This window comes from Hymenobacter metallilatus (genome assembly GCF_003944705.1).
Lineage (GTDB): Bacteria > Bacteroidota > Bacteroidia > Cytophagales > Hymenobacteraceae > Hymenobacter > Hymenobacter metallilatus.
Window position 1 is genome coordinate 299,280 of record NZ_RWIS01000004.1, and the last position, 16,171, is coordinate 315,450.

Annotated in this window: 11 protein-coding genes; 10 read left to right on the forward strand and 1 reads right to left on the reverse strand. The window is 60.5% G+C overall.

The window, feature by feature from the left end; translation table 11 throughout:
- Positions 1-347: 347 nt before the first annotated feature.
- The 9 genes from EI290_RS08670 to EI290_RS08710 all read left to right on the forward strand — a co-directional run bounded on the left by EI290_RS08670 (position 348) and on the right by EI290_RS08710 (position 13,368).
- Positions 348-1,223, forward strand: a complete 876-nt coding sequence (locus EI290_RS08670) for a cyanophycinase (RefSeq protein WP_125428730.1) — start codon at positions 348-350, stop codon at positions 1,221-1,223.
- Positions 1,224-1,781: 558 nt separating this feature from the next.
- Positions 1,782-3,284, forward strand: a complete 1,503-nt coding sequence (gene hutH / locus EI290_RS08675) for a histidine ammonia-lyase (protein WP_125428732.1) — start codon at positions 1,782-1,784, stop codon at positions 3,282-3,284.
- Positions 3,285-3,513: 229 nt separating this feature from the next.
- On the forward strand, positions 3,514-5,442 hold the full coding sequence (locus EI290_RS08680; protein WP_185816909.1) for a T9SS type B sorting domain-containing protein: 1,929 nt from the start codon (positions 3,514-3,516) through the stop codon (positions 5,440-5,442).
- 45 nt (positions 5,443-5,487) lie between these two features.
- Positions 5,488-7,020 (forward strand): CapA family protein, encoded by a 1,533-nt coding sequence (locus EI290_RS08685; RefSeq protein ID WP_185816910.1) that lies wholly within the window; start codon positions 5,488-5,490, stop codon positions 7,018-7,020.
- Between the two features lie 9 nt (positions 7,021-7,029).
- Positions 7,030-9,579, forward strand: coding sequence for a DUF3160 domain-containing protein (locus EI290_RS08690; RefSeq protein ID WP_125428738.1), 2,550 nt, complete (start codon positions 7,030-7,032; stop codon positions 9,577-9,579).
- A gap of 162 nt (positions 9,580-9,741) precedes the next feature.
- Complete coding sequence (locus tag EI290_RS08695; protein WP_125428740.1) at positions 9,742-10,077, forward strand: YbaB/EbfC family nucleoid-associated protein; 336 nt, start codon at positions 9,742-9,744, stop codon at positions 10,075-10,077.
- The gene (locus tag EI290_RS08700) at positions 10,067-11,221 is read left to right on the forward strand and encodes a glycosyltransferase family 2 protein (RefSeq protein ID WP_246008896.1); all 1,155 of its coding nucleotides are present in this window, start codon (positions 10,067-10,069) and stop codon (positions 11,219-11,221) included. Before EI290_RS08695 ends, EI290_RS08700 begins: the two co-directional genes overlap by 11 nt.
- Positions 11,222-11,580: 359 nt before the next feature.
- Complete coding sequence (locus EI290_RS08705; RefSeq protein WP_148103627.1) at positions 11,581-12,759, forward strand: hypothetical protein; 1,179 nt, start codon at positions 11,581-11,583, stop codon at positions 12,757-12,759.
- 9 nt (positions 12,760-12,768) lie between these two features.
- Positions 12,769-13,368 carry a DUF6705 family protein gene (locus EI290_RS08710; protein WP_125428744.1) on the forward strand — a complete coding sequence of 200 codons (600 nt, stop codon included), beginning with the start codon at positions 12,769-12,771 and terminating at the stop codon, positions 13,366-13,368.
- A gap of 113 nt (positions 13,369-13,481) precedes the next feature.
- Here EI290_RS08710 and EI290_RS08715 read toward each other — a convergent pair whose 3' ends face one another.
- The gene (locus EI290_RS08715; RefSeq protein WP_125428746.1) at positions 13,482-13,700 is read right to left on the reverse strand and encodes a PspC domain-containing protein; all 219 of its coding nucleotides are present in this window, start codon (positions 13,698-13,700) and stop codon (positions 13,482-13,484) included.
- Between the two features lie 162 nt (positions 13,701-13,862).
- On the opposite strand from EI290_RS08715, the gene EI290_RS08720 reads away from it, so the two are divergent.
- Complete coding sequence (locus EI290_RS08720; RefSeq protein ID WP_125428748.1) at positions 13,863-15,677, forward strand: tetratricopeptide repeat protein; 1,815 nt, start codon at positions 13,863-13,865, stop codon at positions 15,675-15,677.
- Positions 15,678-16,171: the final 494 nt, after the last annotated feature.

Below are 16,171 nucleotides of genomic sequence, written 5' to 3' on the forward strand. Positions count from 1 at the left end.
GATTTTCTTCTCCGTGATTCACGCACTGGTTATTTCTATGCCCTCTCATTTAGGGTTATTAGTGCTTCTGACAGAGCCTGTTATTTTCTCCGTTACGGTACCGGCACTGGCCAACCAACCAGCTAGACAGGCAACCTCAACGTTAACTCCGGTTACCCTGCCTGCGTAGGAAAATGGTGCTGCAACGCTCATTCCGGTGGGATACAAGCCTGGCATTTTCCGCTGCTGCCTCCGGTGCTCTGGCCGTTTTGTGAGGCGGCAGGCGCGGTATGTTCTGGAAGTAGCTGCCCGCGCTACATTCCGCACCTACCGCCCACGGTTTTCCTCCAATACCCCAATCCAATACTATGAGCTCCAGAAAGACCCCTACAGCCTGTCCTGTGCCGAATGGCAAGCTTCTGCTTATTGGTGGGCACGAAAGCAAAGGCGACGCTCCGGAAGAAGATGAGCAAGCCGCTTACAATATAAATTTTGCCCCTGAAGCCATTTTACGCCGCCTGAGTGAGGAAATTGGTTCCCGGGGGCCATTGGTAGTTATTCCAACAGCATCGGGTGAGCCAGAAGAATCTGTAAAGGATTACGTGAAAGCCTTCCGCAAAATTGGGGGCCCTGAAGTGGTGCCCTTGGATATTCGGCAACGCCCTGATGCACAGAGCGAAGCCAGCCTTAAGCTGCTGGATAAGGCCGGCGGCGTGCTGTTTACCGGCGGCGACCAGCTGCGGCTAACGGCTCTATTGGGCGGAACAGCCGTGCAGCACCGTCTCTACGAGCGGTATTCTCACGATAAGCTGATCCTGGCGGGAACCAGCGCCGGCGCCACGGCTATGAGTACTCCTATGATTTTTCAGGGCCGCAACGACGCGGGCATGCTGAAGGGCGAGATTCATATTACGACCGGCCTGGAATTTTTGCACGATGTGGCCGTTGATACACATTTTGTGGCCCGGGGCCGCATTGTGCGCATGGCCCAGATACTGGCTACAAATCCGGCTTGTATCGGCCTGGGGCTAGAGGAAGACACGGCAGTACTGGTAACGGCAGGAAAGGAAATCGAAGTATTGGGTAGCGGCCTGGTACTGGTGCTGGATGCGCGTAGCTGCGGCTCTACCAACATTCATGAAATAGCCCCCAACACCCCTTTCTCTCTGCGTGATTTGCGACTTGACTTGCTGGCGGGCGGTGAGCGGTACACACTGCCCATTCAGCCCCGGCTATATGCATAACAGTTTAGCGGGCTCCTCATAGCTGAGTCAGGCGTAGCGGCCTTCGTAGGCAATGTATCCTCATCTTCAAGGGCAGGCAAATACCACAGGGTGCTGCGGAGCTACAGGCCTATCTCCCTGGAGCTAGCGGTTATTTTCAGTAGCTATTCCCGCCTCTCCATCGCACTACTTAGCATATAATGAATCACTTATGCTCTTACGGTATAGCCATTCGTTGTTTACTCACCATATCCATTTTTTCTAGGAAAACTTCGTGTATCACATTCTGAGCCCCGACTGGCTTGCTGCTCGCCCTGCTTACTCTCGGCTCCTGCGGTCAGAACCAGTGACGCGGATACTGGCTACGGCCCCGATTCCAGCAGTATCACCTATCTGTTGACCGACAACAACTCTGCCACCAGCACGGATACCAGTGTTACCATGCTGGGCACTACTCTAGCCCTGAGCCACTGGCTGCTGATTTGGGAAAATTACTCCGGGAGCAGCTCATGAGTACTTGTGCTGGGGTAACCGGGAAAAAGTGCCAATTTTGGCGGCTCCCAACTCGCCCACCCCCGCATGTCCCAGGATTTCCTGCTTACCCCATCTGCCCGGCTTACCCTGCCCACCCTCAATCAGCTGCTGCGTTCCAAAGCTCGCGTGGTACTTAGCCCCGAGGCCCGCCAGCAGGTAGAGGCCTGCTACCACTACCTGCACACCCGGCTGGAGCGTACGCCGGAGGCCGTCATTTACGGTATTAACACTGGGTTTGGGGCCCTCTGCGACAAAGCCATTCCGGCCGGCCAGCGCCAGCAGCTCCAGCAGAACCTGATGATGTCGCACGCCTGTGGCACGGGCGAGGAGGTGCCGGCCGAGCTGGTGCGGCTGATGCTGCTGCTGAAAGCCCAGAGCCTGAGCTACGGCCACAGCGGCGTGCAGCTGGCCACCGTGCAGCGCCTGCTCGATTTCTACAACCGGGGTATGCTGCCGGTGGTGTACCAGCAGGGCTCCCTGGGGGCCAGTGGCGACCTGGCCCCACTGGCTCACTTGTGTTTGCCCCTGTTGGGTTTGGGAGAGGTACATTACGAGGGCTACCGCCTGGCCGCCGCCGACGCCATGAGTTTGTTCAGCTGGCAGCCGCTTACCCTGGAAGCCAAGGAGGGCCTGGCCTTACTCAATGGTACCCAGTTTATGCTGGCGTATGCCGTACACGGCCTGTTGCGGGCCCAACACCTGCTGCAGGCTGCTACCATGATTGGGGCCTTGTCGCTGGAAGCATTTGATGGGCGCAGTGAGCCGTTTGATGAGCGCCTGCACCGTATTCGGCCCCACGCCGGGCAGCTGCGGGTGGCCCAGCACCTGCGGGAGCTGTTGGCCGGCTCGGAGCTGCAGCAGCAGGTAAAAGTAGCCGTGCAGGACCCCTACTCCTTCCGGTGTATGCCCCAGGTACACGGTGCCTCCCACGATGCCCTGGCTTACGTGCAGCAGGTGGTAGAAACCGAGTGCAACGCCGTTACCGATAATCCCAACATCTTTCCCGATTCGGATGCTATTCTGAGTGGGGGCAACTTTCATGGGCAGCCCCTGGCCCTGGCCCTGGATATGCTGGCCATTGCCACGGCCGAGCTGGGCAGCATCTCCCAGCAGCGCACTACCCAGCTCATCAGCGGGCAACGGGGCCTGCCACCCTTCTTGGTAGCTGAGCCGGGGCTGAACTCCGGATTAATGATTCCGCAGTACACGGCGGCTGGTATTGTAAGCCAGAACAAGCAGCTGTGTACTCCCGCCTCGGTTGACAGCGTGGTGAGCAGCAACGGCCAGGAAGACCACGTGAGCATGGGGGCCAACGCCGCCACCAAGGCCCTGCGCGTGGTGCAGAACGTGGAGCAGCTGCTGGGCATCGAGCTGTTCAACGCGGCCCAGGCCCTGGCCTTCCGCCGCCCCGCCCGCACCTCCGGACCTCTGGAAAAACTGCTGGCAGCCTTCCGGGAGAAAGTGGCCTTTGTAAGCCAGGACCGGGTGCTCTACCCCGACCTGCACGCCGCTGCCGCCTTTGTGCGGGAGTATGAATTTGCTAGTTGATTGTTGATTGCCCGGTCATTCTGAGCTTTCCGCGCATGAAGCGGCGCCGAAGGAGCTTATGGCGTTAGAACGACTACCGTTGTACCGGCTTGTTCTAACGCCGTAAGCTCCTTCGGCTGCGCCTCAGGACAACCGAACAATCAACAATCTGCAACCAACAATCAACTAGCAACAACTACTTTAGCCCAGCGCGGGCACGCAACCGCGCGGCTGCTTCGTTATGGGAATAGTGAACCGACTTTTACTGCTCTTTTTACTTGTTGCCGGCCTGCGCCTGCCGGGTTGGGCCCAGTGCACGCCTACCCCAAACTCGGGCGCGTGCTTCCGGGCCTATGATGGGGTTACCGGGCAGGAACTGCCATTTTATCTGTGCGTCGGCCGCCCCGTTCGGCTACGCGACTGTAGCGGCAAAGCCCTCGACCCCGCCCAGATTTATTACCGCCAGGCCAGCACCATCGTATGCTCCGGGTTTGTTGATACGGTTACCACCTTTACCCCAACGGCGCCGGGGGTGCTGGTTGTCACCCAGAATACCCAGGGCCCGCAGGGTGGTAGTCAGGGCATTATTTTCTCCCGCAATTTTGAAGTAAAAAGCACACCGCTGCCCACTTTCACCCTCACCACCTGCACACCCGGCTTCGTGCAGGTAACCGTAACGGATACCAACTACGACCAGTATTTCGTGCAGGTAGGCAGTAGTGCCCCCGTGCCGGCCCTGCGCAATACCACCGTCACCTACCCCACCAGTGGCCCCGCTACGGTAAGCGTTACCGGCCGCTACAACCAGACGGGTATCTGCACGGGCACTGCCACCCGCAGCTTTACGCCACCGCCAGCGCCCCAGCGGCCCACCCTGCGTAGTCTTGTGGTGCAGGGTAGCACGGCTCAGTTTGAGTTCGGTGGTTTGCAGCCTGAGTATCAGTACAGCCTGCAGGTAGCCGATGCCGGGGCGGCCGGCGGCTACCGTACAGTAGCTCCTATTGCCAGCAACCTGACCAGTTTCTCCCTCAGCAATGCGCCCCTGCCCGGCTGCTACCGTCTGCTGCTCCAGGATGCCTGTCAGCCGTCGGTGGCCAGCTCGTCGTCGTTTGTAGTGTGCTCGGTGGCGCTGGCGGGCACCTCCCAGAACGGCCGCAACCTGCTCAGCTGGACTACCAGCAGCAGCGGCGGCAGCTACACCCTGAGCCGCACCGATGCCAGCGGCACCGTGCAGCTGCCCGTACCCGCCGGCGCCACCCAGTACCTCGATACGGCCGTAACCTGCGGCACGGTGTACCGCTACCGCGTGAGCCTGATCATGGGCGCTACTACCTCTACCTCCGATGAAGTGGCCGTGACCACCAGCTCCGGGGCGGCCCCGGCAGCCCCGCGCCTGGCGGCAACCTTCAACCTGCGCAACCAGGTAGAGTTGACGACCACCCTGGCCCGCAGCCCCAACGGCGGCCAGCTCACCTACCTGCGCAACGGCCAGGAGTTGCGCGTAACGCCGGCCCGCACCCTGCGCGATTCGCTGGTGTCGCCCAGCCTCGCCGACCCGCTGTGCTACGCCGTGCGCTTTCTGGATGCCTGCGGTAACCGCTCCCCCGACAGCGCCCCGGTGTGCCCGGTGCTGCTGGAAGCCCGCGCCGCCAACGACGAGGGCACCACCATCCGGCTGACCTGGACGGCCCTGCGCGGCCCCGATGCTACTGCGACGGTTAGCTACCGGGTGCTGACTCTTTCGCCCGCCAACGCCGTGCTGCGCAGCGTGCCGGTTGCCAGCGGGTTGACTTATCTGGATTTGCAGCCGCCCCAGGACCAACAGGTGGTGCGCTACCGCATTGAAGCCACCGGCGGTGGACTGATTTCGGCCAGTTATTCCAATGTGGCCTCGGTGGCGCGGCAGGTAAAACTGTTCGTACCCACGGCCTTCACCCCCAACGGCGACGGCCTGAATGACGTGCTGGAGCTGAAAGGCCGTTTCCTGGATAACTTCCGCTTCACTGTTATTGACCGGAACGGGCAGCAGGTATTCCAGGCCACCACCCGCACCCAAACCTGGGACGGGCGCATTGGTAACGAGAAACCAGTCACCGGCGCTTACGTCTGGCGTTTCGAGGCCACCGACCAGGAGGGCAAGCGGGTGGTGCAGCACGGCTCCGTCACGATTATCCGGTAACGCGGGTAGCTCCTTACTGTGGCGTTGTATTCCTGTTTTTCGGGGTTGCTTGCTTTTGCCGGGCACGGTGGGCTGCTGGCGTTGGGGCTGCTGACAGCCTGCCAAGCGCCGCCCAAGCCGCTGCGCATCAGCGTGGTGGGCGACGTGCTGCTGGACCGGGGCGTGCCACCGGCCCTGGCCCGCGACAGTGCTGCCCTGCGCCGCACCACTCGTCGGCTGTGGGCCGGGAGCCGCTACGTACTCGGCAACCTGGAATGCCCGCTGACAACGGCGCGGCAGCCGGCCGCCAAGGCGTTTGTGTTTCGGGCCGCGCCCCGGTACGCGCCCTGGCTGCGGCAGCTGGGGTTCACCCATCTTTCCCTGGCCAACAACCACACCCTCGACCAGCACCTGCCCGGCCTGCGCGAAACGGCCGCTACTCTGGCGGCCGCCAAGCTGGGCGCCCTGGGCTACACAGCCAATGCGCAGGCGGGCTGTCAGCCCACGCTACTAGGGCCGGATAGCAGTGTGGCCGTGTTTGCCTACTCCGACCTGCACCAGCGGCTGGCGGGGGAAAGCTGCCTGTGCGGGCGCGACTTTGTGGCCCTGTGCGAGCGGGTGGCGGCCTACAAAACCCTGTTTCCGGGGCGGGCTGTGCTGGTGTACTTGCACTGGGGCACCGAGTACGCCGAGCAGCCTGGTCCCGCCCAGCGCACCCAGGCCCGCACCCTCATCGACTGCGGAGCGGCGGCCGTGGTAGGTGCCCACCCGCACGTGGTGCAAACGATGGAGTTTTACCGGGGCAGCCCGATTCTGTACAGTCTGGGCAATTTCCTGTTCGACCAGCAGGGCCGCGCCACCGACTTGGCGGTACAGGCCGATTTTGAAGTGGCACAGGGTCACGTGGCCACTACCCACCTGCGCCCGGTGCAGCTGCGGCGCGCTCTGCCCTACCCGGCCGATGAGGCAGCTAAAGCTGCCCTGGCAGCCCGTATCCAGCGGATTTCGCCGGACGTGCAGCTGCTACCAAACGCGGATACCGGGGGCTGGGAGCTGATGCCGAAGCCTGGAGCCGCCCACCCCGGGTCCGCTGGCCCTGGCTATTTTTCGCGCCAGCTTACCCTGCCCACGCCCACGGGGGCCCGCGCCCTGGTGCGCCTGCGCTACCTGCCCCGCGTCGGCTACTACCAGGCCCTGGTGCGCACCGATTCGGCCGAAACGGTGCTGCCGCTGGGGTTTCCGGTGTACCAATTTGCCCAGGGCGACGTGGACAACGACGGCCACCCCGATTTGTTGGTGGGCCCCATCAAAACCACCCACTTCGACAGCACCCGGCAACGGCGGCTGTTCGTGTACCGGCTTGATGCGGGTGGCCGGCTGCGCCCGCGCTGGCTGGGCTCGAAGGTGGTGTACCGGCTGCTGTATTTCCGGGTGATGCGCGGGGCTGCGGGCCGCACCTACGTGCGCACCGTGGAGCAGGCGCCCAACGGCCGCTACTGCATCGGGCACTATTCCTGGCAGGGCTTCGGGCTGATGCTCGACCGGTTTGCCGCCCGGAATGTGTCGCGGGATGCGGCGTACACGCATTTTATTCAGTAATCTGCACCTATGAATAGAACTACGTTGTGGAGTATGCTGGCCGCCGTGCTGCTGCTGGGCGCGGGTCTGTATTTCTGGCTGCGGCCCAAGCCAGCGGCTCCGGGGGCTGCTACTCCGGCCGTGGCGGCAGTGGCTTCCGTCCGGCCCGCCCCCGACTCGGCCCTCACCGCCACTGCCCACAACAACGGGTTTGGCGAGCAGGTACCCGTAACGCTGACCGAGGACAAAACCCAGCTCACGAAGCTCTACCAGCGCCCGGACGTAAAGGAATACTACGGCTACGAAGGCGAGGAAGCGTACGGGGTTTCGGCTCACAAAGCCCCGCAGCCCGCCCTCGACTATAACCAGAGCCTGGCGGGCAAATCGTACCTGGAGCTGCTGCTGCTGCGCAACGCTGTGTACGCCCGCAACGGCTACTGCTTCATGAACGCTACCGTGCGGGCCTACTTCGACAAGCAGCCCTGGTACCGCCCGCTCTGGGCCTACACCGACGAGGTGATTCGGGTGCCGCTCAACCGCCGGGAGCTGGCCTTTGTGCAACGGGTGCACGACCAGGAAATCCGGCTGCTGGCCCGGCGCGTAACGTCACCGGCTGGCTTCCCTATGATTGGCCTCGACTTCGTAACCAATCACCGGGAGCTGACCGTGACGCCAGCCATGCGCACGGTGCTGGACCGCAACAATTTCGTACTGGTGCCCACCCGGGAGGAGCAGCTGTTTTACCTCTACGACCAAAATCAGTACGACTACACCCCCAGCTTCGTGACGACGGACTTGGTGCTGCAAGTGCTGCACAAGTACCTCAACGGTATTCTTAGCGACGTGGAAGAAAAGCGCCTGGTTCCGGTGGTGGGCACCATGCTGCGCGGGGGCCTGCGGGAAGCCGAAAAGCTGGGCCGCCAGAGCCAGAACCCCCAGGCCCGCGCCGCCGCCGAGTGGGCCGCCGCCTACTACGGCGTGGGCTACGGCCTGCTGACGGGCAGCACCGCCCCGGTAGCCGGTGCCTACGCCGCCCAGGTGCCGCGCGAAATTGCTGCCTGCACCGAGGCCGAGGGCAAAGGCTCGGGGCTACTCCAGGATTCCTTATTCGACTACTCCATGTGCAAGCCGCGGGGCATGTACACCCTCAACGATACCACCCGCCGCTACTTCCGGGCGGTAAAGTGGTTGAACACGGCCCCGGTGTTTCTGGATTCGGATGCGGGCCTGCTGCGGGCGGTGGCCCTGGCCAAAACCCTGGCCGCCAACCCCGAGGCGCAACGCAGCTTCACCAACCTGACCCAAGTACTTGATGTGCTGGTGGGCGACGAGGATAACCGCTCCCTCACCCACCTGCTGCGCCTGCTGCAAACGGAGTACCCCAACAAAACCCTCGACGAGCTGGCCACGTCCAGAGGCTTGACCCGCCTGCGTCTATCCTTAATAGGGTCCGGCTTCGACCGGATTCGGACCCGGGGGGCCACCCCGCAGGCCCTGGCGGCGCTGGCGCGGCCCAAGCTGCTGTTCACGGCCGGCCGCTACACCTTCGACGCCGAGATTCTGTCGCGCCTGGTGAACGTGCTGCGGCCCGGCCCCGGGCAGGAGCCGCCCCGCCCTTTTCCCAAGGGCCTCGACGTGTTTGCCACCTTCGGCAACCGCACCGCCCAGGATATTCTGCTGAACCAGCACCACGAGGCCGCCCGCTGGCCCGCCTACCCCGACACGCTACGGGCGGTGCAGCAGCAGTTTGCCCGCTTCACGGGCTGGGACCAGAACCTCTACACCAAAACCATGCAGGCCCTGCTGGCCCTCAACAAGCCCTACCAGGGCCCGAACCCGCCCTACTTTACCCGCACGCCGGCCTGGCAGAAGCGCAACCTGAGCACGGCCCTGGGTGGCTGGGCCGAGCTGAAGCACGACCTGCTGCTCTACACCGAGCAGCCCGCCGGGGCCGAGGCCGGCGGGGGTGGCGAGGGTCCGCCCCCACCCCAGCATGTAGGCTACGTGGAGCCAAATCTGCCCTTCTGGGAGGCTGCCCTTGCCCTTTTGATTCACCAGGACCGGAGCCTTACCCGCCTCCGAGCCAACACCGAGCATTTGGCAAGCCTCAACCAGGAGCTGCGTAAATTAATCACGCAGCTGCGCGACATCACCCGCAAGGAAATCAACCACCAGCGCCTCACCCACGAGGAAATGAACCTGATTTCCTGGATTGGCGGCGAGGTGGAAAGCCTGACCATCCGCATCCTCAAAACCCAGCAGCTCCCAGACCGGGAAAAGCACCTGGGCCTGGTAGCCGACGTGTATTCCTTTAACGGCGACGGTACTCAGCGGGGCATTCTGGAGGAAGCCGTGGGCACGGTGGATGCCCTGTACGTGGTGGTGGAAATTAATGGAGCCCCCATGCTGGCCCGGGGTGCGGCCTTCAGCTACTACGAGTTCATCAGCCCCGAGCGCCTCACCGATGAAGAGTGGCGCGCCCAACTCCCCCGCCGCCCCCCACCCCGCCCCGAGTGGCTGCGCGAATTGGTTGTTCCCGTGCCGGCGCTAAGCGGCAAAAAAGGCAACCCGATGATGTAGCGGTTCTTACTGCAAGAGGATTGTCCTGCAGAGGCGAAGCATGACAGGCCGTGCCGGGCTTTGCCGTAACTTGCCGGGGCAACTACCTCGTGCATACGTTGTCGGCTACTGCTGTTTTTAACCACCCATTCCGGCGCGGCCGGACTAACCACAACCACCCCGATGTTTGATATCATGGGCATGATGGGCAAGATGAAAGAGCTTCAGGAAAAGATGAAGCAGGCCCAGGACCAACTCCAGTACATTACCGCCACCGCCGAATCGGGCGGGGGGCTGGTGCGGGCTACGGCCAACGGGCAGCGCCGCCTGCTCAAGCTCGAAATCGACGAGAGCCTGCTTCAACCCCAGGACCGGGACATGCTGGCCGACCTGGTAGTGGCGGCCGTGAACAAGGTCATGGAAGAAGCCGGCGACAAAGCCAAGGAAGAAATAAAAGCGAAAACCCAGGGCCTGCTGCCCAACATTCCCGGCCTCGACCTTGGCGGCTTTGGCCTCTAGTGCCCCCGTTGCCGGCTCCTGCACCGATGTAGCGGTGGTAATTCTGAACTGGAACGGCCGGGACTTCCTGCGCCGCTTCCTGCCCAGTGTGCTGGCCTACTCCGAGGGTGCTACCATCTTCGTGGCCGACAACGCCTCCACCGATGATTCAGTGGCCTTGGTGCAGCGGGAGTTTCCGACGGTGCGAGTACTGGAGCGGGCCCATAACCTGGGCTTCTGCCGGGGCTACAACGCGGCCTTCGATGACGTGCGCTGGGAGGGCCCCGGACTCGCGCACCCGGCACGGAGCAGAACCCAATCTGAACGGGGCCAGGACTGGACCGATACGTTTGGCTTCCGCTACTACGTGCTGTTAAACTCCGATGTGGAAGTAACGCCCGGCTGGCTTGCCCCCCAGCGGGAGCTGCTGGAAGCCAACCCGCGCGTGGCCGCCTGTCAGCCCAAAATCCGCCAGTACAGCCCCGACGCAGTCCAGCGGCAGCAGTTTGAATATGCCGGGGCCGGCGGCGGCTACCTCGACCTGCTGGGCTACCCTTTCTGCCGGGGCCGCCTCTTCGATACCCTCGAAACCGACCAGGGCCAGTACGACGACCCGCGCCCGGTGGCCTGGGCCACCGGGGCTTGCCTGCTGGTACGGGCCGAGGCCTGGCACGCGCTGGGCGGGCTGGAAAGCACGTTTTTTGCCCACATGGAAGAAATCGACCTGTGCTGGCGCCTCCAGAATGCCGGCTGGCAGGTGTGGTACCACGGCGGGTGTACGGTGTTTCACGTGGGCGGCGGCACCCTGCCCAAGTCTAACCCGCGCAAAACCTACCTCAACTTCCGCAATGGTCTGGCCCTGGTGTATAAAAACACGCACGCCACTGAGCTGCTGTGGGTGCTTCCCAGCCGTTTAGTTCTCGATTGGGTAGCGGCCCTGCGCCTGCTGCTGCAAGGCAATACCGCCGACTTTCGGGCCATTCTGCGGGCTCACTGGCACTTTGGGCGGCAGCTGCCCTACTGGCGGCAGCAGCGGCAGCGGCAACCCGAGAAACTGCGGAGCCAGGAGCGAACCGGCGTGTACCTTGGCAGTCTGGTGTGGGCATACTTCGGCCGCAGCCAACGAAAATTCTCGGAATTACCGCCCGACCTGATTTCCCGCTAATCTTGTATAGCCAATAGAACTTTCTTAGGTTGGCGGCACTATTATTCCCCGATTACCTACCATATGCGCGTTTTTATTCGTTAACTGCTGGCCGGTAGCTTATTGGCGAGTTGCCTACTCAGTGCGTGCTCTAAAGAAGACGTTACGGCGCATTCTCCCGCCCCAGGCATACTTCCGCCAGCAGTGATCCAACTCCGGCAGGCCTTCCTGGATGGCTCATATGCCGGGCAGCTTCGCCTATGACTGAGCGACAGCACCTTTCGGCACTGGGAGCCGTAATGGGAAAACGCCGCTCCACTACCCGGGAGCCCACCTCCCTCTTCGTGCCTCTGACTATGCCGTCTGTGCAGTGGACTGGAGTGAAGAAGTACCTGTTCATTCGCCTCACGGCCGCCGGCACGGAGTTTCACGAGGCCACCTACCTCTTCGCCGAAGCGGAAAACCAGGCCACCACTGACCGAGCTTTCTTTGCGGCGTTTACCGGACTGTTGCGCCTGCACAACCTGACAACGGGGCAGGAACTTCCATTCTTCTACCGCTTGGGACAACGCCAGCCTGGGCCACTACCGGCCGCCGGAACCCTGCCACCCGGAAACGGAGCCAAGCCCTCTTCCTGCTATGCTATGGTCTATTGTGACTGGACGGGTGTGTGCAGCGAAGTTGGACCTAACCCCATGGTGTACGGCTCCTCGACTTTTGGGGTCAACTACTGCCAAACCCCTTCAGATGATGGCGTGGGCTGCTCGCGGATTGTATGGTCTTTAATACGCTCCAATAGTATGTTTTACTGCCAATCCGAGGACCCGCCTACCGACCCTGGCACACCAGGCGAACCGGGCAGCCCGCCGGACCCCACTTCGCCACAGCCCCCTAAAACGCCCTGCCAAACTATGCAAACGGCTACGCAGGCTAAAGCTTATCAGGATAATGTAGCAAGGTTAAAGTATCTGTCTAATAACCCGCCGCGTGATGCCAATGGTAAACCCTTGGAAACGGGTATCACTTATCTGGACCCGGCCGACCTCAACACGTACAGGATAGCCAATGGGACGGAGGATAATATAGAAGTAGGAGTAGCACCAGGAGGGCTGGTAGCAGGTTTTATGCATGACCATCCGCCCGGTGATGGCACGTTACCCTTGTTTTCGCCTAGTGATTTATATAGCATCTGTAAGTTGCTCATAACTTCTCCGCCTGTCATCGACCCGAGTGCATATACAACCACTGTTATCATCCATAACGGACAGAGTTATATGCTAACCATAACAGACCCTGCTGCCTTTATAGCTTTCGGTAAATTTTGGTTTGAAGATCAGTTTTTTGCCGACAAACTTGTTGCAGAATACTATAATGAAAAAACAGGAGGAATTGGCAGTTCAACGAATGGCATCACTGGCAATGAAAAGGCTTTTTTTAACATGCGTAAGCGTGAGGGTATGGGTTTAGCCCTATTCAAGCAAGACTCCAGCAATAACTCTTGGCAGCAGCTTGCGCTCAATCCAGTTGATAATATAGTTACTTCTTCTCCCTGTTCTTAACTATTACTGATGATGTCACGCACGCTATATATCTTGTTTGTTCTTCTGCTCTGTGGTCAAGTAAGCCATGCCCAGCAAAAGAAGAGCCCCAGCAAGCCGTCTGGTTCTAAGCCGCAGCTTTCAACAGCTCATCGGCCTTTGCCTGGCGAAGAGAATCCGCAACCGCCTGCACCTGCGTATCAGGCCGAAGCGTTCTTAGGCACATGGGAGTGGCGCTCGGGCACGGATGTCTTCCGCATGACCCTGCGCCGGGACCGGTTTCACCGCTTACCCAACGGGGAACAACGGCATGTACTGCTAAGCGTACATTCTTTTTCCCGTAACGGGGTGCTGCTCGAAAATCCGGATACGGATGCCTCAGTGCAGAAGCATGGCCATAGTATGTTCGGTATTCCCTACGCAGACTGGGAAATCAACATGATGCTTGCTGACCTAACGAAAAAGAAATCAGGCAAGGCATTTCTAACGATTGATCCGGCTACTCCCAATCAGATGGAGTTCTCGCTGAAGGGTATGGAAGCAGTTCGGATTGCGGTGCCCGGCATGCCTCCTCTACCACCTCAAGGCTTCACCGTGCCCACCCGCATGACCCTCACCCGCGTGCAGTAAGCTTTATTGTAAGTAGCAAAGCCTGTTAAAGAAACACAAGAGCGGTTTCTTTAACAGGCTTTGCTGTTAATGGCCTGATTTCGCTAGCACTACAAACAAGTGTTAATGTGCCGCTACAAATCCCAGACGGTGCGGCGCTGCTGGCGCAAAGCCCGGCGGGCATTCATCCAGAAGGCCAGGGCAAAATACAGTACAATGGGCGAGCCGAAAGTGAAAAAAGAAGCGTAAACGAAGGATAGACGCACACTGCCCGAGGAGAAGCCTACCCGCTTACCAATGGCCTCACATACTCCGAAGCTTTGCCGTTCGATGAAGTCGGTTAGTCGTTTCATACTATCTGAATTGTGCAGCAGCCGGGAGGCTAACCTGGTTCAAAATACGATAATTCGTGGCTACTGTCAAGCACTTACGTAAACCCTTCGCCACAAGATACGTCGGTTCTGCAGGTTTTTCCGTTTGTTGTCTGAATTTCGCGCTCCGCCTTGCTGTTGCCCATGCCAAATCCTTTGTTCCGCTTTTGTCCCGGTTATCTTCTGCTGGGAGCCGTAGCCGGCCTCTCGGCCTGCTCCCCCCTAGCCAGCGTTCTGAAACAGGCCCAGACCGGGCAGGAGCTGACGGTGCAGCCTACTGTACTGGAAAGCAACGGCGAGAATGTGCTGTTTGAAGTAACGGCCAAAGTGCCGGCCAGCCACCTGCGCAAAGGCGCGGCCTACAACCTGGGCCTGAGCTACCGCTACCAGAACGGCCTGCGCGAGGACACCGTAGGGCGGCTCACGTTTCTATCGGGTGAATACGTGTACGATGAGCAGCATAAGGATCAGCTCGTTATTCATAAGCAGTTCTCCTTTCCTTACTCGCCCCAGAAAAGCCCCGGCGAATTGGTAGCCCTGCCCGACGCCCACGAAACCAAACCCAACGGCAAGCGGGTGAAGGGCAAAGAAATCCGGCTGGCCCGCGGCATAGTAACCACCAGCCGCCTGGTAGTACGCCAGGACACGGCCATTACGCTGCTGCCCGAAACCGCCGACAACAACATGAGCGGTACCCGGGTGCTGCCTTTCTTCTTCGATGCGGGCAAGGCCGAAGTGCGCAATTACCTGGGTACCAACGTGGCGGCGCTGGAAGATTTCATCGAGGCTAACCAGCACACCCAGAAGGTGATGATTGTGGCCGGCCACTCCCCCGACTCCCTGGACCGCCACGACCCCCGCCTGGCCGACAAGCGGGTGCGCGCCCTGCTGACCTACTATAAGAAGCGCGTCGATACGGACTCCTACCTGAACAAAGTCAGCCAGATTGACTTCGAAACCGAGGCCTACCACCGCCGCTGGGACCTGTTCCTGAACAAGGTGCAGCAGTCGGCTCTGAAACCGGCCCAGATTGACTCAGTTTTGTTGCTCGTGAACGATACGCCCGGTACCTATGCCCAGAAGGAGCAGAGCCTGCACCGCCTTAGCTTCTACGATTACCTCGACCAGTACATTTACCCGGTGATGCGCTTCGGCACGGTGGCCGTGCGCTACACTGCCCCCAAGCGCTACGACTCGGAAATTTATCTGCTTTCCAAAAAAATCGTGGAGAAGCAGACCGAGGCCGATGCCCTCACGCCCGAGGAGCTGCGCTACTCGGCCAACCTCACGCCCCTGCTGGCCGAAAAGCAGCGCATCTACGAAACGGCCGTGGCCACTACCGGCCTCTGGCAGGCCTACCACAACCTGGCCGTGGTGCTGCTGCAGCGCTCCGAGAAGGAAGTAAACCCCAAAGTGCAGCGAGCTTACCTGCGCCGGGCCGCCGTCAACTTTACCCTGGCCGCCCACCGCAACCCTACCGCCGAGCTGTTCTACCGCGTAGGCAGCGCCTACCACCGCGCCGGCGACAAGCTGGAGGCCCTGCAGAATTACGACTATGCCATCAAGCTGGGTGGCCCCCGCGCCGTGCTCAGCAAGATTTTCGCCGATAAGGCGGCCCTGGAAATTGAGGTGGGCCAGTTGGATGATGCCCTGCGCAGCCTGAGCTTCAGCTCTAAAACCTACCAGAACATTATGAACCGGGCCCTCATTTACGTATTGAAGGGTAACTACCAGGGCGCGGCCGATATTTACGCGCTGGCCATTGGCCTCCGCCCCCAGGACCCGCTGCTGTACTACTGCCTGGCCGTGGTGGCTGCCCGCCAGCAGAACGAGCCCGCCATGGCTATGCACCTGCGCCGCGCCGTGCAACTGGACCGCACCTTCGCCAACCGCGCCGTGGAGGACCTGGAGTTCCGGGACTTCGCCAAAGGCAAGACATTTCTAGAGGTGTTGCGGTAGCAACAGTTTTCACAGCTTACCTGCAGTACTCACACATGTGCGTTTGAATACTACTGCTCTTCTGCCGCAGGAGATTAATCAGTAATCCATTTTACTGAATGGATTACTTTTCGAAACAACCTACGCTTCTCTAAATTCTCCTGAGCCGAACCTCTTCGCGCCATACTTATAATTGAGACAAATACCCCTTTCCTGTAGAAGCCCCCATAGGTGCATATTTGGTTAAGGTTTTGTGCTACAATCGTGTTATCGTAATCAACGAGAACAAGTCCACCATCCGCAAAAACGGAGTCTTGGAAGGAAAGCATCTTCACTTTATTTTGCCCATTTGCTTCCATGTTTTCGACGAAGCTGTCCTGTAAGCGCTTAAGAGCGTGTTTGGGAATTCAGACCCGATTGAGCGACATAGTGATGTTAGCTAGTAATAGCCAAGCAACATGGCTAGCGGGAGTGAATTCGTAATCAACGACCACGCGGCGAAAGCAGGCTAACCA

What these genes read in the sequence shown, in the direction of transcription:
- EI290_RS08710 (WP_125428744.1), top strand. Translation starts at nt 12,769, where the DNA reads ATGATGTCACGCACGCTATATATCTTGTTTGTTCTTCTGCTCTGTGGT.
- hutH (WP_125428732.1), top strand. Translation starts at nt 1,782, where the DNA reads ATGTCCCAGGATTTCCTGCTTACCCCATCTGCCCGGCTTACCCTGCCC.
- EI290_RS08695 (WP_125428740.1), top strand. Translation starts at nt 9,742, where the DNA reads ATGTTTGATATCATGGGCATGATGGGCAAGATGAAAGAGCTTCAGGAA.
- EI290_RS08715 (WP_125428746.1), bottom strand. Translation starts at nt 13,700, where the DNA reads ATGAAACGACTAACCGACTTCATCGAACGGCAAAGCTTCGGAGTATGT.
- EI290_RS08690 (WP_125428738.1), top strand. Translation starts at nt 7,030, where the DNA reads ATGAATAGAACTACGTTGTGGAGTATGCTGGCCGCCGTGCTGCTGCTG.
- EI290_RS08670 (WP_125428730.1), top strand. Translation starts at nt 348, where the DNA reads ATGAGCTCCAGAAAGACCCCTACAGCCTGTCCTGTGCCGAATGGCAAG.
- EI290_RS08720 (WP_125428748.1), top strand. Translation starts at nt 13,863, where the DNA reads ATGCCAAATCCTTTGTTCCGCTTTTGTCCCGGTTATCTTCTGCTGGGA.